This window comes from Haloarcula amylolytica (assembly GCF_049705545.1).
Classification (GTDB): domain Archaea; phylum Halobacteriota; class Halobacteria; order Halobacteriales; family Haloarculaceae; genus Haloarcula; species Haloarcula amylolytica_B.
Genome location: NZ_JBNAMU010000003.1, coordinates 25,343 through 44,902 on the forward strand (window position 1 = coordinate 25,343; position 19,560 = coordinate 44,902).

Sequence of the window (19,560 nt, forward strand, 5' to 3'; positions counted from 1 at the left end):
GTAGGGCCTCAACTTTGCGGTTCGATCGTTCGGTATAGTCGATCAGACGTACTGCGACGCGTCACCGAGGTGCTCCGCCAGTGTCTCAAGGAATCGCGCGGCGTCAGCGCCGTCGACCACTCGATGATCGAAACTCAGACTGGCCGTCATCTGCCGGCGAAAGGTCACGCCCTCATCGACAGCAATTGCAGGTTCATTGATACGGCCAAGTCCCAGGAGCGCAATTTCGGGCGGGTTGATGACTGGATCGAACGAGTCAACGCCGAGCGGACCAAGGTTCGATATCGTGAACGTTCCGCCCTTGAACGTACTCATCGTGTAGTCACCCGCCTGCACCCTCTCTGTTAGACGCTGGCGCTCGGTTGCCATTTGGCTCAGAGACAGCGATCCGATGTCTGCCATAACCGGAGTGACGAGGCCGCCCTCGATTGTGATGGCAACACCAACGTTCTGTTCCTCATAGAGGCGATGGGTCCCGTCCTCAAAGGTAGCGTTGAACGCCGGGTGGGCCGCCAGCGTGTCTGAGAGCGCACACAGGATGATGTCGGTCACTGTCGGATCGACATTCTCGACTGTCTTCTCGGCGTCGTCGGCAGCGGACAGCAGCTCCTCAGCATCGATAGTCCGGTTGACCGTCACGTGGACCGCCTCCTGATAACTCTCTTGTAGCCGGTTGGCGATGGTCTTGCGCATCGGCGTGAGCGACCGGTTTTCGCGGACGGTCCGCTCAGCCGGTCCGTCCTCGCTCATGGTCGGGTCGCCCCCGTCATGGTGCTATCCAGGCGAGCGTGTCGCCGACTGCAAACTCGTCGTCCTCGCCACAGACTATCTCTGCTAGCGTCCCGTTCGTCGGTGCGATCACGTCTACACTGACCTTATCGACCTGGACCTCACAGAGACTCGCTCCCTCATCGATGCTCGCACCCTCGCGTGCGAACCAGTTGATGACGACCCCTTCGTCGCTGTCAGCGTCGTCTGGCCAGTCATCGAGCGTCACCGCGACGCGGTCCGTGGTACCGCTCATTGGGTCCGCTCGACAGCCGCAGCGATGTCCTCGGCGTCCGGGACGACCTCCTGTTCAAGCGGGCGGGAGTACGGAATCGGAACGTCTGGCAGGGCGACCCGTTCGACAGCATCGAGCGCGGCCAGCGATTCGTCGGCGACGCTGGCGATGATTTCCCCCGTCACGCCGTAGGAGCGGTAGTCCTCGTCGACGACCACGAGATTCCCCGTCTTCTCGACGGACTTGACGATGGTTTCGGTGTCAAGTGGCACCAGCGACCGCAGGTCAACGACTTCCGCACTGATGCCGTCCTCGGCCAGCGTTTCGGCCGCGTCCAGCGCCCGGTGGACGTGCAGGCCGAGCGTGACGATAGTTGCATCCTCGCCTTCGCGTTTGATATCGGCGCTCCCGAAGGGAATCGTGTAGTCCTCCTCGGGAACGGGTGTCTTGGGCCCGTCGGGAGCGGGGAGCCAGCCGATCCCCATCAGGCGCTTGTGGAACATGTAGACGACGGGGTCGTCGTCGCGGACGGCGTTGTGCATCAGTCCCTTCGCGTCGTAGGCCGTCGACGGGACGACCACCTTCATCCCAGGGACGTGGGCAAACGTCCCATAGAGCGTCTGGGAGTGCTGTGCGGCGTCGTTGTAGGTGCCCCCGACGGCGGCGGTCAGGACCATCGGCACGGAGACGTTCCCGCCGCTCATGTAGGTGTTCTTGGCCATCTGGTTGTATATCTGGTCCATCGCGACACCGAAGAAGTCGACAAACATCAGTTCCGCGATGGGGCGCATCCCCTCCTGTGCGGCGCCGACCGCCGCACCGAGGTACGCCGTCTCGCTGATCGGGACGTCCATCACGCGGTCGTAGCCGAACTCATCGCGCAGGCCCTCCGTGGAGTCGAAGATGCCGCCGTAGTCGGCGACATCCTCACCCATGTAGAAGACTTCCTCGTTGTCGCGCATCTCGTCGGCGATGGCCTCGACCATCGCTCTGCTCATCGTCAGGTCGCGGTCGATTTGCTGGGTCTGTTTCGACATCAGTCGTCACCTCCCGCGAGGTCGTAGTCGGGCTCGCTGTCGGTCACGCCACTGGGCGGGTTCACCCACATGTCCTCGTACGCGTCCTCGGGGTCGGGTTCGGGCTGGGACTTGGCCCACTCGATCGCCTCCTCGACGGCGCTGTGTGCCTCGTCACGCAGATCCTCGATAGTCGCGTCATCGATACCGTGAGCGCGGAGGTCATCCTCGAGCCGCTCGATCGAGTCGCGTTGCTGGGCGGCCGCTTGATCTTCTTCTGGGCGGTAGCTCTCCGGGTCACCCATGAAGTGGCCCATCCGGCGATGGACTTGTATCTCCATGACCGTCGGGCCGTTGCGGTCACGGGCGCGGCCGATGGCCTCGCCGGCGGCTTCGTAGACGGCGACGGCGTCGTCTTCGTCGACGCGGACGCCGGGCATCTCGAAGCCGTCGGCGCGCTTGGCGCCGTTCTGTACGTCGGTGACCCGTTCTTTCGGCATGCTAATGGCCCAGTCGTTGTCCTCGATGACGAAGACCACGGGCAGGTCATGGACGGCGGCGAAGTTCAGTGATTCGAGGAACGCGCCTTGGTCGATGGCACCCTCGCCGAGGAACGCGACGCCGACGCTGTCGGTGTTGCGCTTTTTCGCCGCCAGTCCCGCACCTGCGGCGGGAGGACACCCTTCCGCAATGATGCCGCTACAGGCGAACCCGGCCTCGGGGTCAAACAGGTGCATGTGTCCGCCTTTCCCCTTGCCGAGGCTGTTCTCGCGGCCGAATATCTCGGCGGTCATTCGCTTCAGATCGACACCCTTCGCGATGGCGATGTGGTGGGGTCGGTGCGGGGCTGTCACTGTGTCGTCGTCCCGGAGGTGCTGACAGACGCCTGCACCCGACGCCTCGTGGCCGGCCGCGAGGTGTAACTCGCCAGGAATCGGCCCAGCCGAGATGTCGAAGGCAGGCTGTTTTCCCTCCAGATACTCCTCCTGTAACCGCTCCTCGTAGTGACGCGCTGTCACCATGTCGCGGTACATTTCTTGTAGGTCGTTAACTGGTACCATAGAATCCACCCAAATGATCGTCTACATACTATTTAATCATGAGGGTAATTCCATTCCAGATCAGGCTTGGATGGTCCTGGATTGAGAAATAACGCATCCCTGCCCCGCGGCTACTGGTGTATTTATGGGACAGTCAGGTAGGACTGCTGCTGGCTCTTTCTTGGCGTCGGCGGCGATGGTGCAGCGCATTACTGGGACAGCTACGAGTTCGCCGTGGCTGTTGTTTCGAACGACGGTGACGGCGAAAAGGTTGTGTTAGCCGAGACAACCTTCGAGACGCTCGCTGAGTGGTTCGAGTACACTCGCGGTGAGCGTGGCTGGGATATCGGTCCGCACGTCGGTGGGTCGCTCGTTGGCCATCTTGTTCGGGCGGTGGAAGCATGAACTGCAGCGTAAAAGAACGGCAGGGTGTTCGTCAAGTTGCTCGGGCGATTCGGGAGGAGGTGGCTATTGAGTCAGTGAATGTGCTTGCGCCGAGTGCGAGTCAGTACGACGCTTGGACGCTCGATGCTGTGTTGCGCAGTTCAGAGGGTGTCCCTCCAGAGGTCTTGCGGGAATTGGCATTGGCTGGGTTGACGTTGCAGCCGACGCCATCGTAAGCTGAGTATCAGTACGTCACGGCAACAGTGTAGAGTAGCAGAACGCTAACCGACAATAGTTGACCGAAACCCATACTGGTGGTTAGCCAATTATCGATTGATTTCTGAGCGTCGTTTGTTGCTCACGATCTCACCAGAAATATCCAGTCAGTGAGTACGTGAACTGACTCCATGCCCACCTATCAAACAGCAATGAGATTCTGAAAAGCGTGCAAGATGGAGGGTGCGTATTCATATTCCAGCCAATGCCTAGTCTGAGATCCACCCAATCGTGTCGGCAGTGTCTTGGACTGTCACACCGATGTTCTCCAACTCCTCAATTCCCTGTTTATATATTCCGGAGGTCGCGTCAGGAACGAAAACTAACCGGTAATCCCGCTGGCTCGCTTCGTAGACGGTCGTTCGCGGGCAGTTCGGGAAGTTACACCCACAGAGGACGATCGTATCTACCGACTGTCCAGCGAGAAAGTCCTCCAGCCCGGTTCGATAGAATGCGCTCCAGCGGGGTTTGTACATGATCCATTCTTGTGGGCCAATCTCCTGAAAATCACCATGCAGCAGTGTCTCGGCATCAACACGCACGTCTGGTGATGGTTTCAATTCCTCAACGAGCTCGGCGCCGTCAGTTCCGGGCCGGACGATTTCAGCCCCGGATTCGATCATTGCTCGCCTGCACTGATCGACGTTCGACCCGTCCTTTTTGTACAACCGGATGACATTGACGATCGGCGTGTCCGCAGACCGAAACGCCTCGGCGAGACGCTTCATCTGTGGTACTGCCTGAGCGGTCCCCTTGATTTCTGCCGGAGCACCGGGCAGCGTGAAGTCGTTTTGCATGTCGATGGTAAGCAGAACCGAACTCTCCGGACGGGGCTTAATATACTCGTCCATTCCTGACAGTTGTATGCCAGTCCGTTTAAATCGAATCTGCCGGGTACATTCCTTGTACTGACTAGTTAGATGGATTCTTGATGAGGTGGGGACGGAATCGGTGGACGTGCTTGCGCCGAGCGCCAGTCAGTACGATGCGTGGACGTTCGATACAGTGCTTCGGAATGTTGAGGGTGTGCCGCCAGAGGTGTTGCGGGAGCTGGCACTCGCCGGGTTGAAGCTGCAGCCGATGCCGTCGCAAGCCGAATATCAGCACGTCACGGCAACAGTGTAAGTTGGCAGAGTGATAACCAAGGAACAATATCGTCACGATTGTTGGTTAGCTAACTCTTACTCCAATCTCTGACCGTCATTTGTTACTCGGCTGGCCATCTGAAACAACTGTTCGATAGGTGTGCGTATTGAGCGTCGAGGTTTCTACCAGCTCAAAGAGGGGTCCTGATATCGTGCGAGATACAGAGCGCAAATTCATCACGGATAAGTCGGCTCAAGCCGCATAGTGAGCAAATGATACAGAGCATCTCCTGATCCGAATCGTGATCGGATTACAATATAGCCCACAGTATGAGAAGGGCGATCCCACTGATACTGGTGAGAGCGCTGACGAGTAATGCACTACCGCCGTCAGCAATATTGTCATAGGACTGCTCCGAGAGTTGGAGTGCCGTCTCGTCTGTCTGCGTAACCACCAGATCACGTGGGTAGGCTGCTGATTCGATATCCTCACGTCGCGGCACGGCAGAGCCAATGACGCTAAGTTGGTCTCCCGGTTCCAGCGTCTGTTCGAGATACTTCCGTCTACTATGATCCACAATGTAGTCCTCGAGATTTGTCGCCATCGGATCTACAGAGATGCCGTCAGTGTTCTCCATGAATTCCGAGACGCGTCGGGGTGGCGATTCCTCGTACCCAGTCTCAATGTGATCGTCGAATGTTTTGAACTCACACCGCAGACCCTCGATAGACACGCCTTTTGATATAACAGCGCCGAATTAAGCACTTGAACCACAAACTCTCCCGTCGCCTCATCACGTTCGCGGAACAGTTCGAGAACCCCCATCATTCGGATAGAAGACCTCGGAGGCATCCGCAAGAACAGTTCGTGGTCGGGCATCCACTCGTGGCACTTCCACCAACTCCAACAGTTCATCACGTACAAAGCCGAACGTGCTGGTATTCGCGTCGAGAAAGTTGATGCGTACCATACCAGCCAGCAGTGTTCGGAGTGTGGCCGTGGACGTCACACCGACCTGAACGCTTCGGAGAATATCGCTCAACGGGAGGGAGAACCATGCACGGGCTAACGTCTTCAAAAACGTCGATCGTTTTCAGGGGTACGGAAATCAGAGATTTCCGCAGCCTTCGGGCGAGTCGAACCGTGCTCCCTCGCTGGTTGAATAGCTAGCCGTCTTCGACGCCTGCTGTATGCAGGGGGAAGGTCCCATTGACAGGGCTGTACGCGCTGTAACGCACGTCCTTGATCACAACTGGACGGCTACCTTCGACGTTCCACGCGAAAGCGTACTTGAGAACCGAGGAAACGCGCAACCTGAATATCCCCTTCGGGGAATCCTCGCGCTTTAGCGCGGGGAGGTTGTCAATACACGCCGCTGAAGTTTCGGATACGACCGCCCCAGTTCGGCTGCCGCCTTATGCAGCGCCCCGGACCGGTCAATCGCACCAAGCATGTCGATGTCTTGCGTTAATAGAGGTGCCGAATTCCGTTACGAGTACGTCCCAGTTCATCAGTGGGTGTTATCAGTCGTCTCTATTTTGTCTCTGCTGAGCCAACTGCGCCTGCGTGTCGACATCGATTTGGATTCCGTTATCTTCGACTGCCACAAGTGCGGCCTCGTCACTCTCAAGCAACACACGTCTGCCACCTACGTCGCCCTCGATTCGGCGGAGTTTATCGAAGTGACGACGGTCGAATAAGACAGGGTTTCCGCGGCGACCGTCGAACGCTGGAGCGAGAGCATCGCCTACGCCGGCATCGTACACGCTGATGAGTGTTCGAATCGTCGCTGGGTCGACGAACGGCATATCACCGGGGAGGAATACCGCGGCTACGGCATTCGTCTCCGCGGCGGCGGCGGTTCCAGCCCCGACGGATACGGACTGACCTTGTTCGTATTCGGGCGCATCGATAACTGTCGCACCGGTTCCACCGACCGCTTCCCGAACAGCCTGGGATTCGTGCCCGACTACGACGAAAACGGGGGTAAGTCCCGAGTCGAGGAACGATCGGAGAGCATGCCTGACGAGCGGTTCGCCATCGATCATGGCGAGAAGCTTGTTTGATTCACCGAACCGCGAACTCATTCCGGCGGCAAGCACGACACCTGCGACCGGGGGCAGGTCAGAGGGTGAGTTGGTGTGTTCCGTCACGGCAGATGGGTCCACTATAGGGAGGTCCGATTCGTCGGTCATTCAATCACCTCGAATGGCGTGACTTGCACTAGTTCGCCCGCGGCGATCGAATCGGTCGTAACGATGATCCCGTCTGCAAGTGTCACCCGAGTGCTTGAGGCAACACGACCGGGCCTGAACCGACTCCCGTACAGGTCACCGGTGTCATCCCCTTGCCCGGTCGGGACTGCACGGCCATCGCAGAGAGCCACCGGGACGGCATACTCGGCGTCCTGAGCCGGTAGTTCGACATCACTCGTCGCCCGCACAGTCACCGCTGGATCCTCTGCAACCGCTGTCTGCGCGGCGAGAGCGGGACGGAGAACCAGTGTGGCTGCGGTATGCGCCGCGACTGGCTTCCCGGGAAGCGCACAGACCGGCGTCCCGTCGACAACGGCTGCGGTCGTTGGCCGGCCTGGTCGAAGCGCCACACTGGTGAAAAGCGGCCCGTGTTCGGCAAGGACGCTGCCGACGTGATCGCCAGCACCGACACTCGTTCCTCCGGAGGTGATGAGGAGGTCGTACTCGGCAGTTGCCCGTTCGATGGCCGCAGTGACGTGAGATTGGGCATCGGAGACAGGTTCGAGTATCGTCGGTTCGGTACCCCACCGACGCAGCAAGTTCGCTAGCATGGCGGAGTCACGGTCGGGTTGGTCGCCCCGTGCGATTTCTGTTCCAGTTGCGAGAATTCCGACTGCCGGACGGGATCGGACGGAGATCTGGTCGATCCCGACGTCACGGAGGAGAGCAGCATGCCGGGGTGCGAGTTGGTCGCCCGGGTCGAAGATCCTCTCGCCTTGGGCGGCTGTCGCCCCCGCTGGATACAGATTTCGACCCGGAGCCGTTGTGGACTCAATGAGACACCCATTCTCGACAGTGGCCTCCTCAACAGGGACGACTGCGTCAGCTCCTTCCGGTAGCGGCGCTCCAGTCGCTACCTCTACTGCAGTCCCATCAGCGAGTGGCTCAGGATCGTCGGCGGTCTCCACGCTCCCAGCTATCGGCCGCGGCGAGGAGTCTGCGGTATCAAGTGCATATCCGTCCATCGTAGCGAAGGGATGGTTGGGAACCTCCGTCGGGACGACGACGGCATCCGCAACGGTCCGCCCCGCGATTTTGTCGGGCGTGACCCGTACCGTATCCCATTGGAACTGTGCGCTGAAACTGGATCGGAGTCGCTCGGCAGCGACGGCCCGGTCCATCCAGTCCCCCATCAGGGCACCTCCGTCGATAGACCTGCAGACACGAATATTTGCATCAGCCCTGCCCCGAAGGTGTTCGGTTGCATTTCCATCCATCTTGGTGTGTTAACCGAATCTCGTTTCAAATCACCGTCTTTCCTGATTATTGCAAACATTTATAATAACATAGGTTCGGTGTCATATGTATGTGTCTCACACGCACACATGGGGGTAAGCCCGACGGATGAACTTCGACGGCACGTTCCAACTGGAGGACACGAGTGTCGAGGAAGTGTGGCTGGCGCTGTCGGACCCGGTTCTGATCGCGGACGCGCTACCCGGCTGTGAGTATCTGCTCCACGTCGAGAGCGACGATGTCGATTTCGACGAACTCGCCGACCGCGCGGACGAACGGGACGCCGAATTGACCGGTGACCCGGAGACGATAGCGGAACGCGCTTTCCGGGAGGGGGAGTGGTACGCCGGCCAGATTCAGGTCAGCGTCGGTCCGGTGAACCCGACGTTCGAAACGGTCGTCCGTATCGACGAACGCGACCAGCCCCGGATGGGTGCCTCCGGCGAAGGCAGCTCTGGCGACAGTTCCTTCGAGATGTCGTCGGGAATGGCGCTTCAGGAGACGGACGACGGCGGGGTCGCCGTCGAGTGGGAAACGGACGCAGACGTGTTCGGCAAGGTGGCAGGCATGGGACAGCGGGTGATCAACCCCGTCGCTAATCGCCTCGTGAAACGGTTCTTCTCGGATGTCCAGTCGACGCTGCGGGAGCTCCAACTCGCGGAGGCAGCCACACCGGAGCCAGAAGGGGATGCGGAAGGGGGTATTGTCAATCGATTGCTCGGACGGTCCTCATCTGAATCGTCATGACAGAACACGACATCACACTGACGGTCAACGGCACAGAGCACGACCTCACGGTTGAGTCACGGACGTTGCTCGCACACGCGTTGCGAGACCAACTGGGATACACGGGGACGAACATCGGCTGCGAGAGCAGCCTCTGCGGGGCCTGTACTGTCCACGTGGATGGGGAAGCAGTGAAGTCCTGCACAGCGCTTGCGGTACAAGCCGACGGTGCCGATATCCGGACGGTCGAAGGGCTGGCTGACGGCGACGAACTGCACGCGATCCAGCAGGCGTTCCAGGAGGAACACGGGCTCCAGTGTGGCTACTGCACCCCAGGCATGATGATGACATCCGTGGAGCTGCTGAAGGAGAACCCGAGCCCGACGCGAGAGGAGATCAGAGAGGGACTTGAGGGGAATCTCTGTCGCTGTACCGGCTATCAGAATATCGTCAACGCCGTTGAGAACGCTGCCGACTCCATGCAATCGGGGGCAGTCGCCGACGGAGGCACAGTAGCAGACGATGCAGTGGCTGACGACACGGCAACGGCCGACGGAGGTGACGCAGAATGACGATAGAGTCCGTCGATCCCGACGATGTGACCGCAGCGGACATCCTCGGCTCCGCAATCGAACGTCGCGAGGATCCGGCACTGATCACCGGCGATGCGGAGTACACCGACGACATCCAGCTCGCCGATATGGCGCACATGTCCGTCGTCAGGTCTCAGTACGGTCATGCCCGGGTTGAGGATATTGACACGAGCGAGGCGGAAGCAATGGATGGCGTGATCGGGGCCTACACACATGACGACCTAGCCCGCGAGGATACGCCCGGAGAGGCCCCGTTCCATCTTCCGGTTGGCTGGCTCCTCGAGAGCCTGAACAACGTGGACCATCCGCTCCTCGCCGACGGGAAGGCGCGGTACCAGGGCGACGCGATTGCCATCGTCGTCGCGGAGGAACGGTACCAGGCCGCGGACGCGGCCGGTGCGGTCGATGTCAGTTACGAGCGTCTCGACGCAGTAACCGATCCCGACGAGGCGATAGGAGGCGACGCACAACAGCTCCACTCGGACGCGGACGACAACGTCGCGTTCGACTGGGAGATCGGCGACGAGGAGAAGACGGCGACAGCGTTCGAAGACGCGAGCCACACGGCGAGCATCGAGCTAACGAACCAGCTAGTCATTCCGAACGCGATGGAGCCACGAGCGGCAGTCGCCGACTACCACCCGGGAACCGATGAACTGGAGGTGTTCATGACGTCGCAGAACCCGCACCTCCACCGACTCCTGATGTCGGGAGTCATCGACCATCCCGAACACAAACTCCGCGTGAAAGCCCCCGAAGTCGGCGGCGGATTCGGGTCGAAGATACACCACTACGCGGACGAAGCGCTCGTTGCGTGGTGCGCCAAGCTGCTGGACCGACCTGTCAAGTGGACCGCGACGCGCTCGGAAACGTACCAGACCGACGCACTCGGGCGTGGCCACGAAACGGAAGCTGAGATCGCGATGAACGACGACGGCGACGTGATCGGACTGCGGGTCGACACACGAGCCAACCTCGGGGCGTATCTCTCGACGTTCGCACCGGCAGTACCGACGTACCTGTACGGGACGCTCCTCTCCGGTCAGTACGACATCCCCGCGATTTACGGGCACGTAACTGGGGCGTTCACGAACGTCCCGCCGGTCGATGCCTACCGCGGCGCCGGCCGCCCCGAAGCGTCGTTCGTCGTCGAGCGGCTGATGAACCGCGCCGCCCACGAGATGGGGATGGACCCGGTCGAGTTCCGGAGACGGAACTTCGTCCCCGACGACGCGTTCCCCTACGAGACACAGGTTGCCGTCGTCTACGACAGCGGCGAATACGAGAAGCCGATGGAGGAGGCGCTTGACCTCCTCGACTACGAGAACTTCCGTGACCGGCAGCGGGAAGCCCGTGAGGAGGGCCGCTACCTCGGCGTCGGCTTCTCTTGTTACATCGAGGCGTGCGGACTCGCCCCCTCCGAACTCGCGGGACAGCTCGGCGCACAGGCGGGACTGTGGGAGTCGAGCCTCGTGCGCTTCCACCCGTCAGGCACCGTGACGGCGTTCTGTGGCACTTCGGGCCACGGACAGGGCCACGCGACGACGTACGCGCAGATCGTCGCAAACGAACTCGGAATCGACTACGACGACGTCGAGATCGTCGAGGGGGACACCGACGAAATCCCGCACGGCATGGGGACGTACGGTTCGCGCTCGGCAGCGGTCGGCGGTAGCTCGCTCGTCAAGAGCGCGCAGAAGGTCGTCGACAAGGCGCGAGAGATCGCCGCACACGATCTGGAGGCCGATCCAGATGACATCGAGTTCGAAAACGGTGAGTTCCGGATCGCCGGCGCACCGGACCGGTCGATCGGCATCCAGTCTGTCGCCGAGCAGGCGTACCTCGCGCACGACATGCCCGACGACATGGAACCGGGACTGGAGGCGACATCGTTCTACGACCCCGACAACTTCGTGTTCCCGTTCGGGACACATGCCGCAATCGTCGAGGTCGACCCCGAAACCGGCGAGATCGAGTTCGAAACGTACGTCGCCGTCGACGACGTCGGGAACCAGATCAACCCGAAGATCGTCGAGGGGCAGATCCACGGTGGCATCGCTCAGGGCGTCGGCCAGGCGCTGTACGAGGGGGCCGAATACGACGACAACGGGACGCTGCTGACGGGGTCGATGCAGGACTATGCCGTCCCGAAAGCGGAACACGTCCCGGAGATGGACACCGCCTCGACCGTGACCCCGAGTCCGCACAACCCACTCGGGGTGAAAGGCGTCGGCGAGGCCGGGACCATCGCCGCACCTCAGGCCATCGTCAACGCCGTCACGGACGCGCTGGAGCCGTTCGGCGTCGACCACGTCGAGATGCCGATGACGCCCGAACGAGTCTGGAACGCCGTGGATGCGACTGCGACCGCCGACGGGGGGCACGCCCCCGATGACGATGCGGCCGACGGAGGTGATCAGTGATGTTCCCCGACGAGTTCGACTACTACGAGGCGGGGACCGTCGACGAGGCGCTCGACCTCCTTGCCGAGCACTCCGATGCCGAAACGGAGCTGCTTGCGGGTGGCCATAGCCTGCTTCCGGCGATGAAAAGCGGGTTGTCGAGCCCGGACGTACTGATCGACGTGAGCGGGATCGACGCCCTCCACGGTGTGACCGTCGAGGGCGACACGCTCGTCGTCGGGGCGATGACGAGTTACAGCGACCTCCTTGATACGGATGTGGTCCACGAGCACGCACCGGCGTTCGCGGCCGCCGTCGGACAGGTCGGCGACGAACAGGTCCGCAACCGGGGAACGGTCGGCGGCAACCTCGCACACGCTGACCCCGCCTCCGACCTGCCGGGGGCGGCGCTGGCGTCGGACGCGACAGTCGTCGCGGCGGGGCCGGACGGCGAGCGCGAGATCCCGATCGACGACTACTTTTTCGGGATGTACGCGACCGCGCTCGACCCTGAAGAGATAGTGACCCGCGTCGAGATCCCGTCGGCCGCCGGGGCTGCCGGGGCGTACGCCAAGAAGCCGTCACCGTCGTCCGGGTACGCGATGGTCGGTGTTGCCGTTCTCGTCGAGATGGACGGAGACACCGTAACCTCGGTCCGCGTGGGTGCCAACGGTGTGCTCGACCACGGCGTCCGACTCGACGCGGTCGAGGAGGCACTCGTCGGTGGATCACTCGACCGGGAGTCGATCGAGGCAGCGGCCGCGGTCGCACCCGATTGCGTCGACGAGATGATGGTCATGGCCGACCTTCAGGCGTCGGCGGAATTCCGCGTGAATCTGCTTGAGGCGTACACGAAACGGGCGCTCGCGGCGACCGCGGAGAACGCGGCACCGCAGGCTGCAGACTGACGTGTCGCCTCCCGATTCACGGCCATGGCCAACACCGTCGTTCGGGGCTCACTCGACCAGATTGTCGACTATGGACCCACAACACCGATGACCGACCGACAGACGACGGCGTTCAGCGATGTGACCGACGAGCGTCTCCGGACGCTGTTCGACGAGGAGTCGTACGTCGCCGACGGGGACGTGGTGACAACGGTGCTACTCGCACTCCGGCTGGGCAAGCCGCTCCTCGTCGAGGGTGAGCCGGGAGCGGGGAAAACCGAGCTCGCGAAGGTTCTCGCGGCCGGCTTTGACACCGAGCTTGTCCGGCTGCAATGCTACGAGGGGCTGACGGCCGAGAGTGCGCTGTATGAGTGGAACTACACGAAACAGCTGCTGGCGGTGCAGTCAGGCGACGACGCGTCGGTGTTCGCCGAGGAGTATCTCCTCGAACGGCCGCTGTTACGCGCGCTCCGAGGGGGATCGCCGCCACCGGTACTGCTGATCGACGAGGTGGATCGCGCGGACGAGGAGTTCGAGGCGTTGCTGCTGGAGGTCCTGAGCGACTATCAGGTGTCCGTACCGGAGCTGGGGACGATCCGCGCCGAGACTCCGCCCATCGTGGTGATCACCTCGAACCGGACGCGTGCGCTCAGCGACGCGCTCAAGCGACGGTGTCTCTTCCTGCACGTCTCGCCGCCATCGTTCGAGAAAGAGCGGGCGATCCTCGCGCGAAAAGTGCCCGAACTCGACGGTGTCGTCGCGGCCGAACTGTGTGCGATGGCCGAGCGCCTCCGCGAGGAACCGCTGCGGAAACCGCCCGGTGCCGCAGAGACCATTGATTGGGCACGGGCCGTCGCTACCCTCCGGGCCGAAGACGACGAACCGCTGACGCCCGAGGAGGTTCATGAGACGCTCGGCTGTCTACTCAAGGAGGTCGAGGACGTCGAACGGGTGGACGACTCCCTGTTGGAGACGCTCATCGAGGCAGCGGCCGAGGCACGTGTGGAGGTGACATCGTGAGTCCTGACGGGCAGGACCGGGACGACCGGTACCCAGACAATCCGGACCAGGGTTCCACTGGTCCGGACGTGCCAGCGTTCCGAGCGGCACGCGACCACGTCCGCGACGAGATCCTCCGTTTCGTTCGGGCGCTCCGTCGTTCGGGCGTGGCCGTCCCCGCCAACGCTGGGATCACCGCGGTCCGTGCGCTCGTCGAAGTCGGATTCGACGAGGAGGCGACCGTTCGGGCGGCACTACGAGCGTGTCTCGTCCCCGATGCAGAGGACCTGTCGACCTTCGACCGACTGTTCCCCGAATTCTGGCGGCGACTCACGGCCGGACTTGATCCCGACGGCCCGGCACCGCGGAGGGACGACGGCCCGGAGGGGACGCTCGCGCCCCTCGGTGACGACGCCCCGGGAGAAGGGCCGGAGTCGGAGGCGGCGGGGTCGAGTGGCGAAACGGATCAAGAGTCCGAGTCAGAGACCGTGGCGGCGTCTTCGGCACTCGACGCGATGGTTACTGATTCCAGACCAGACGTAGACGCCGAGGCGGTCGAACGGTCTTGGTTCAGTCCGACGGGGAGCCGAACGCGTGTCTCAGAGGGTACCGGTGTCGGAGCGGCGGGTAGACTCGCGCCCGCGTTCGATGAACTGACACGCGGACTCGGTACGCTTCGGGGACGACGCTGGCGGCAGGGCGACGAGCGGGCCGATGTCAGGCGGTCGCTCCGGTCAAGCGTCGGGACCGGGGGCACGATCGTCTCCCTTCCACGTCGCGAACGAAAACCCGATGATGTGCGTGCAGTATGGCTGGTCGACGTGAGTCAGTCTGTCCTCGATACGGTGGACCGTTCGTTCCTGTTTGGGACGCTCCGGCGGGCTCGGGCGGAGTGGCGTGACTGTCGGATCGTCTTCTTCGATGAGTCTGCCCGCGAGGTGTCAGCGGCGTTCGACGAGCCGACAGCGGCGGCCGCCCTCGACGCGCTTCACGGTGCGGAAACGGAGTGGGGTGGCGGGACCCGGATCGGCGAGTCGATCGCCGGCTTCCTCGCGGACTCGCCGGAGGCACTCGACCGTCGAACCGTCGTGTTCGTCGTCAGTGACGGACTGGAAACGGGTGACGTCGCTACGCTAGAGGAGGCACTGGCGACGCTCTCGCGCCGAACCGCGGGGATCGTCTGGCTGAACCCGCTGGCGGTGGCGTCGGCGTACGAGCCACGGGCGGATGGAATGGCGAGTGCGCTCCCGTTCGTGGACGGACTGTTCGCCTTCGGCGGAGCTACCGATCTCGCGGCAGTCGGTCGGCAACTGCGTCGCCACGGACTCGGTGGTCGGATCGGCTACGAGTATGACCCACGGCGGGGGGGTTCCAAGGCCCGCCGGACCAACGTATGAACACAAACGAGTGGAGCTTACCCGAGACGGAACTGTTCGACCGTATCCGTTCCTCTCTCGACGAGGGCGTCGAGGCTGTCCTCGCGACCGTCGTCGATGTCGAGGGGAGCGCGTACCGCAGGCCCGGTGCCAAGATGCTGCTCCGACCGGATGGCGGTGCCGGAAGCATCACTGCCGGCTGTCTGGAGGACGAGGTCAGGGAGCTCGCGACCGACGTGCTCGATGCAGGCACGCCCCGTGTCGAGACGTGGGACCTCACGGGTTCGGACGACGTGTGGGGCATGGGGGTCGGCTGCAACGGTGTCATTACGGTTCTTCTCGAACCGCTGACCGACGAGTACGCGCCCGTCGTCGCCGCCCGCGACCGTGGCGACCCGGTCGCAGTCGCGACCGTCGTCAGTGGGGATCTCCCAACTGCGACACGCGGCCGCTACGCAGACGGGGAGTTCCACGGCGACCTGCCCGCATGGGTCCGCGAGAGAATCCGCCAAGCGACGGATCGCCTACTCGCAGACGGCGGAAGCGACCTGCTCACTGTTACACGGGGATCGAGCGGGGATGCGACCGGCGAGAAGCAGCCGGCCGTGGAGGTGTTCGTGAACGGGATTCAGCCGCCGCCGGAAGCGGTCGTGTTCGGCTCCGGGCACGACGTCCTCCCGGTCGTCGAACTCGCCACACTCGTCGATTTCCGGGTGACAGTCGTCTCCTTCCGCGGTGGACACGTCGACGACGACCATCTCGCCAGGGCAGACGAGGTGATATCCGCCAGTCCGCGCGAGGTGGCTACCCTCCGTGAATGGGACGACGACACCTACGCGGTCGTGATGACCCACAACTTCGTGGACGACCGGCTGACCCTCGACGCACTCCTCGAAACCGCGGTGCCGTATATCGGATTGATGGGTCCGCGCAAGCGCTTCGCGGAGATGCGCGAGGCGTTCACAGAGGAGGGCCGGACGTTCACTGAGACCGAACTCGACCGGATATACACGCCGATCGGCGTGGACCTCGGCGGGGACAGCCCCTACCAGATAGCGTACAGCATCGTCGGCGAACTGTTAGCCGTCGCGAACGGCCGCGATCCCGGCCATCTCACAGAACGCGCGGGACCGATTCACGACCGAGTGGAGGTGCGGTCCTCGTGACTGAAGACGACACGGGGGCCTCGTCGATGCTCTCTCGGACCTGGGCGATTGCGGCGAACTACAAACGCCCAGAGGACTTCGACATCCCACACGCACCGCGGTTCCTCTCGGAAACGACGGGTGAGGGAGCTACCAGACTGGTCAGCAAAGACGGCACCGTCATCTTGGAAGCGTCAGTCATGAGCACTGTCCGACGGTAGCTTTAGTGCCAGCACTCGGTGTCCTACAACACTTCATTTCGTGACAGCAGGTTACGATATTTCCACGTAGTGGGCGTCGGCTGCCGCCGTGCCGTTGACGGGTTCTATTCGCAAGCGGAGCCCCTGTCTATCGGCCGGGATGTCGAAAATAACCACTCCGTCAATAGTCACGCCGGGGCTGGGTCTCCGGAGGACCAACGCTTCGTCGAGGAAGACCATGGCCTGATTATCCGTGGCATACGTCTGTCCCTCGCTATCGACGAGTGTGAACACGTCGCTGGTGAGGCGTGTTGCGTTCTCTCCGAGGTTTGTCACCTCGAGACTGATAACCACGAACCCCTCGTCGGCACTGACGCCGAACTCCCCGCCGACTTGCTCGGTTCGATTGATCTCGGTGACGACGTAGCGGAGTTGAGCGGGGCCGGTCCCGACGACGAACGACTCATTCGGTGTGTGTTCCGTGGATTGGGGACCTGCTGTATCGGTTGGCGTGGTCGTCGGTGTCACGGCCGAGGTTGCGGTTGGCGTCGAGACTGTAGTTGTAGTAGTCTCTGTCTGACCGGTCGAGCCGTCTGGTCCGCCACTGGGACACCCAGCGAGAAGGATGACAAACGCCACCACTAGAACTCGGTAATCCATACACCACACATTGAGCCATCCGATAGTAATGGTTGGCACCTGACAGTTTCTGAGACCCAATTTCGCTACAGTTCTCGATGGTCGAATCGCAACCAGGGACAAATAGTGAAGGTAGCTGACAGCCGCGTATTCGGGTCTGTCCTGGATGGTGACAATAGCGTCTCCTTCACGACGCCGCCGAGAGCGATTTGTTATAGCAGTGGTGGTCGCAATCGGAAAGTATGGCTGGGAGACACGTCCGTAAAACGCACTGGCCCAGTGGACCAGTGACATTCGTCATCGGTCTGCAGGACCGATCATGGTGAGCCGCGGCCCGTACCGCCCCCGTTCGACGGTCGCTTCGACGCCGAACACGTCGGCGAGCAGTGCCGGTGTGAGCACGTCTTCGGGACCTCCCCGGGCACGGATTCGGCCATCCCCCAACACGACCATCTCGTCGGCGTATCGCGCGGCCTGTTCGATGTCGTGTAAAACGAGCACAACCGTCGTCTCGTCGTCCTCACGAAGCGTTCGTACGACATCCATCACGGCGAGCTGGTGGCGGAGGTCGAGGAACGTCGTCGGCTCGTCAAGCAAGAGAATGTCGGCGTCCTGTGCGAGCACCATCGCGAGCCATGCCAGCCGCCGCTGACCACCGCTGAGGTCAGCCAGCGGTCGATCACGGAGGTCCTCGATGCCGACCGTCCCGAGCGCCCTGTTGACCGCGGCAACGTCCACATCCTCGACCGTATCGAGGAAACCGCGGTGGGGGTACCGGCCGTGGTAGGCGAGCTCTTCGACCGTCAGGCCGTCCGGGCCGGACGGCTCCTGGGCGAGTCTGGCGAGTCGACGGGCGCGCTCGCGGTCACCGTACTCGTCAAGGGACCGGCCGCCGAGTGTTACCGACCCGGACACAGGGTCGAGCCGCCCGGAGAGTCCCCGCAGGAGTGTACTCTTTCCGCTGCCGTTCGGGCCGATGAGAGCGGTGACCTGTCCGCGAGGGACGGTGAGTGTGACTTCGTCGACGACGGGTGCTTCGGAATCTGGGTACTGCAGCGTCAGGTTCGTCGCCGTGAGCGCCGCGTCGATGTCGGGTCTCGCTGCAGTCGCCGATCGGTCTTTACCGTCGCTCATCGGAACCCCCCGAATCCGCCGTGTTTTCGCATCAGATACAGGAAGTACGGACCGCCGAGCAGGCCAGTGACGATACCGACCGGAACCTGCGCGGGGTTGAGTGCCAACCGGGCACCCGCATCGGCGGCGACAAGCAGCGCCGGGCCAGCGAACGCACAACCTACGAGCAGTCGCTTGTGGTCGGTGCCGACGCTCCGGCGGACGATGTGGGGGACGACAAGCCCGACGAACCCGACGATGCCTGCGGCGGCGACGCTGGTCGCTGCCGCGAGCACCGCGACCGCTGACAGGAGGAACCGCACCCGCTCGACTGACAGCCCCAGTGAGTCGGCAGTTTCCTCGCCGAGCGTGAGGACGTTCAGCTCTCTGGCACCTGCGAACGCGCTGCCGACGGCGATGACGGTCCATGGCAGGAGCATCCGCACCTGCGCCCAATCCGCCCCGACGAGTGACCCCGCTGTCCACGCGACGACGCCCTGCGCGACCCCGACGTCCTCAATGAGGAGGAACAGCCCAGTCTGTATCGACCCAAAGACGCTGGAAACGATTACCCCAGCCAGCACTAACCGGACAGGATTGGTGCCGCCCTGCCATGCAATCGCATAGACGAGCAGGAACGCGATACCGCCACCGAGCGCGGCAAATAGCGGAAGGAAAGGGAGCAGCCCCGCGAAGACGACGACGGTAAGCAGGACCGCCAGCCCAGCGCCGGACGACACCCCGAGGACGAACGGGCTCGCAAGTTCGTTTCTGGTTATCGCCTGAAGGATCGCCCCCGAGACGGCAAGGTTCACCCCGACGAGCAACGCGACCAGCACCCGCGGGAGTCGGATCGTCCACACGATGAGCGTCCCAGTCTCGTACTCCGGCACTGTTCCGCCGAGAAGGAACGCCCGCCACGCCGCCTCGTTACCGAGGACAGCCGGATTCGCAAGCGTTCGCCAAGCGTCAAGCGGTTCGAGGGGGTAGGCGCCGAAACTGAGTTGCAGCGTCATAGCGACGAGGATCACGCCAACACTCCCGGCAGCAATCACGACGAGTTCACGGGAAACCCACGCAAGCCGCCGGGTTGCCGCCGGCCGCTCGCCGTCCCCAAGTTCACTTGCCATCGGTACCTCCGGAGACCGAGCTGCAGGGCGACAGGCTGGACTCGAAGGTCCGGC

The 19,560-nt window shown here is 62.6% G+C and carries 22 protein-coding genes and 1 pseudogene; 12 read left to right on the forward strand and 11 right to left on the reverse strand.

Features of this window, described 5'->3' with window-relative positions:
- Nucleotides 1-42: 42 nt before the first annotated feature.
- From ACOZ4H_RS19330 to ACOZ4H_RS19345, 4 genes are read right to left on the reverse strand one after another with little or no spacing between them, the layout of a single operon-like run.
- On the reverse strand, nt 43-750 hold the full coding sequence (locus tag ACOZ4H_RS19330; RefSeq protein ID WP_424330901.1) for a 2-oxo acid dehydrogenase subunit E2: 708 nt from the start codon (nt 748-750) through the stop codon (nt 43-45).
- A 16-nt stretch (nt 751-766) separates the two neighbouring features.
- Nucleotides 767-1,024, reverse strand: coding sequence for a lipoyl domain-containing protein (locus ACOZ4H_RS19335; RefSeq protein ID WP_424330902.1), 258 nt, complete (start codon nt 1,022-1,024; stop codon nt 767-769).
- Nucleotides 1,021-2,040: an alpha-ketoacid dehydrogenase subunit beta gene (locus tag ACOZ4H_RS19340; protein WP_424330903.1), complete on the reverse strand. Its 1,020-nt coding sequence runs from the start codon at nt 2,038-2,040 to the stop codon at nt 1,021-1,023. The genes ACOZ4H_RS19335 and ACOZ4H_RS19340 overlap by 4 nt, the downstream gene beginning before the upstream one ends.
- The gene (locus tag ACOZ4H_RS19345) at nt 2,040-3,053 is read right to left on the reverse strand and encodes a thiamine pyrophosphate-dependent dehydrogenase E1 component subunit alpha (protein WP_424331039.1); all 1,014 of its coding nucleotides are present in this window, start codon (nt 3,051-3,053) and stop codon (nt 2,040-2,042) included. Before ACOZ4H_RS19345 ends, ACOZ4H_RS19340 begins: the two co-directional genes overlap by 1 nt.
- Nucleotides 3,054-3,293: 240 nt before the next feature.
- Between ACOZ4H_RS19345 and ACOZ4H_RS19350 the strand changes: the two genes are divergently transcribed.
- Both ACOZ4H_RS19350 and ACOZ4H_RS19355 read left to right on the forward strand, forming a co-directional pair.
- The gene (locus ACOZ4H_RS19350) at nt 3,294-3,464 is read left to right on the forward strand and encodes a hypothetical protein (protein WP_424330904.1); all 171 of its coding nucleotides are present in this window, start codon (nt 3,294-3,296) and stop codon (nt 3,462-3,464) included.
- Nucleotides 3,461-3,679, forward strand: coding sequence for a hypothetical protein (locus ACOZ4H_RS19355; protein WP_424330905.1), 219 nt, complete (start codon nt 3,461-3,463; stop codon nt 3,677-3,679). The genes ACOZ4H_RS19350 and ACOZ4H_RS19355 overlap by 4 nt, the downstream gene beginning before the upstream one ends.
- A 249-nt stretch (nt 3,680-3,928) precedes the next feature.
- On the opposite strand, the gene ACOZ4H_RS19360 is transcribed toward ACOZ4H_RS19355, so the two are convergent.
- Complete coding sequence (locus ACOZ4H_RS19360; protein WP_424330906.1) at nt 3,929-4,570, reverse strand: cysteine hydrolase family protein; 642 nt, start codon at nt 4,568-4,570, stop codon at nt 3,929-3,931.
- A 73-nt stretch (nt 4,571-4,643) separates the two neighbouring features.
- On the opposite strand from ACOZ4H_RS19360, the gene ACOZ4H_RS19365 reads away from it, so the two are divergent.
- Complete coding sequence (locus tag ACOZ4H_RS19365) at nt 4,644-4,844, forward strand: hypothetical protein (protein ID WP_424331040.1); 201 nt, start codon at nt 4,644-4,646, stop codon at nt 4,842-4,844.
- Between the two features lie 271 nt (nt 4,845-5,115).
- Here ACOZ4H_RS19365 and ACOZ4H_RS19370 read toward each other — a convergent pair whose 3' ends face one another.
- Entirely contained in the window at nt 5,116-5,538 is a 423-nt protein-coding gene (locus ACOZ4H_RS19370) for a hypothetical protein (protein WP_424330907.1), read from the reverse strand.
- Between the two features lie 14 nt (nt 5,539-5,552).
- On the opposite strand from ACOZ4H_RS19370, the pseudogene ACOZ4H_RS19375 reads away from it, so the two are divergent.
- Nucleotides 5,553-5,874: pseudogene (locus tag ACOZ4H_RS19375) on the forward strand (zinc ribbon domain-containing protein); the annotation flags it as partial.
- A gap of 454 nt (nt 5,875-6,328) precedes the next feature.
- Here ACOZ4H_RS19375 and ACOZ4H_RS19380 read toward each other — a convergent pair.
- Together ACOZ4H_RS19380 and ACOZ4H_RS19385 are read right to left on the reverse strand one after the other, a co-directional pair.
- Nucleotides 6,329-7,000 (reverse strand): nucleotidyltransferase family protein, encoded by a 672-nt coding sequence (locus ACOZ4H_RS19380; RefSeq protein ID WP_424330908.1) that lies wholly within the window; start codon nt 6,998-7,000, stop codon nt 6,329-6,331.
- A complete protein-coding gene (locus ACOZ4H_RS19385; RefSeq protein ID WP_424330909.1) occupies nt 6,997-8,193 on the reverse strand; it encodes a molybdopterin molybdotransferase MoeA in 1,197 nt (398 codons plus the stop codon). The genes ACOZ4H_RS19380 and ACOZ4H_RS19385 overlap by 4 nt, the downstream gene beginning before the upstream one ends.
- A 211-nt stretch (nt 8,194-8,404) precedes the next feature.
- On the opposite strand from ACOZ4H_RS19385, the gene ACOZ4H_RS19390 reads away from it, so the two are divergent.
- The 8 genes from ACOZ4H_RS19390 (at nt 8,405) to ACOZ4H_RS19425 (ending at nt 16,645) form a co-directional block, all read left to right on the forward strand.
- The gene (locus tag ACOZ4H_RS19390) at nt 8,405-9,043 is read left to right on the forward strand and encodes a CoxG family protein (protein ID WP_424330910.1); all 639 of its coding nucleotides are present in this window, start codon (nt 8,405-8,407) and stop codon (nt 9,041-9,043) included.
- Nucleotides 9,040-9,594, forward strand: a complete 555-nt coding sequence (locus ACOZ4H_RS19395; protein ID WP_424330911.1) for a (2Fe-2S)-binding protein — start codon at nt 9,040-9,042, stop codon at nt 9,592-9,594. Before ACOZ4H_RS19390 ends, ACOZ4H_RS19395 begins: the two co-directional genes overlap by 4 nt.
- On the forward strand, nt 9,591-12,038 hold the full coding sequence (locus ACOZ4H_RS19400) for a xanthine dehydrogenase family protein molybdopterin-binding subunit (protein WP_424330912.1): 2,448 nt from the start codon (nt 9,591-9,593) through the stop codon (nt 12,036-12,038). Before ACOZ4H_RS19395 ends, ACOZ4H_RS19400 begins: the two co-directional genes overlap by 4 nt.
- The gene (locus ACOZ4H_RS19405) at nt 12,038-12,925 is read left to right on the forward strand and encodes an FAD binding domain-containing protein (protein WP_424330913.1); all 888 of its coding nucleotides are present in this window, start codon (nt 12,038-12,040) and stop codon (nt 12,923-12,925) included. Before ACOZ4H_RS19400 ends, ACOZ4H_RS19405 begins: the two co-directional genes overlap by 1 nt.
- An 87-nt stretch (nt 12,926-13,012) precedes the next feature.
- A complete protein-coding gene (locus ACOZ4H_RS19410; RefSeq protein WP_424330914.1) occupies nt 13,013-13,924 on the forward strand; it encodes an AAA family ATPase in 912 nt (303 codons plus the stop codon).
- A complete protein-coding gene (locus tag ACOZ4H_RS19415; RefSeq protein ID WP_424330915.1) occupies nt 13,921-15,300 on the forward strand; it encodes a VWA domain-containing protein in 1,380 nt (459 codons plus the stop codon). Before ACOZ4H_RS19410 ends, ACOZ4H_RS19415 begins: the two co-directional genes overlap by 4 nt.
- A complete protein-coding gene (locus tag ACOZ4H_RS19420) occupies nt 15,297-16,445 on the forward strand; it encodes an XdhC family protein (protein WP_424330916.1) in 1,149 nt (382 codons plus the stop codon). The genes ACOZ4H_RS19415 and ACOZ4H_RS19420 overlap by 4 nt, the downstream gene beginning before the upstream one ends.
- Nucleotides 16,442-16,645 carry a hypothetical protein gene (locus ACOZ4H_RS19425; RefSeq protein ID WP_424330917.1) on the forward strand — a complete coding sequence of 68 codons (204 nt, stop codon included), beginning with the start codon at nt 16,442-16,444 and terminating at the stop codon, nt 16,643-16,645. The genes ACOZ4H_RS19420 and ACOZ4H_RS19425 overlap by 4 nt, the downstream gene beginning before the upstream one ends.
- Nucleotides 16,646-16,696: 51 nt before the next feature.
- Here the strand turns inward: ACOZ4H_RS19425 and ACOZ4H_RS19430 are convergent, their stop codons facing one another.
- The 3 genes from ACOZ4H_RS19430 to ACOZ4H_RS19440 form a co-directional block, all read right to left on the reverse strand.
- A complete protein-coding gene (locus tag ACOZ4H_RS19430; RefSeq protein ID WP_424330918.1) occupies nt 16,697-17,152 on the reverse strand; it encodes a DUF4352 domain-containing protein in 456 nt (151 codons plus the stop codon).
- A 408-nt stretch (nt 17,153-17,560) separates the two neighbouring features.
- On the reverse strand, nt 17,561-18,397 hold the full coding sequence (locus ACOZ4H_RS19435) for an ABC transporter ATP-binding protein (RefSeq protein ID WP_424330919.1): 837 nt from the start codon (nt 18,395-18,397) through the stop codon (nt 17,561-17,563).
- Nucleotides 18,394-19,506, reverse strand: coding sequence for a FecCD family ABC transporter permease (locus tag ACOZ4H_RS19440; protein ID WP_424330920.1), 1,113 nt, complete (start codon nt 19,504-19,506; stop codon nt 18,394-18,396). Before ACOZ4H_RS19440 ends, ACOZ4H_RS19435 begins: the two co-directional genes overlap by 4 nt.
- Between the last annotated feature and the right edge of the window lie 54 nt (nt 19,507-19,560).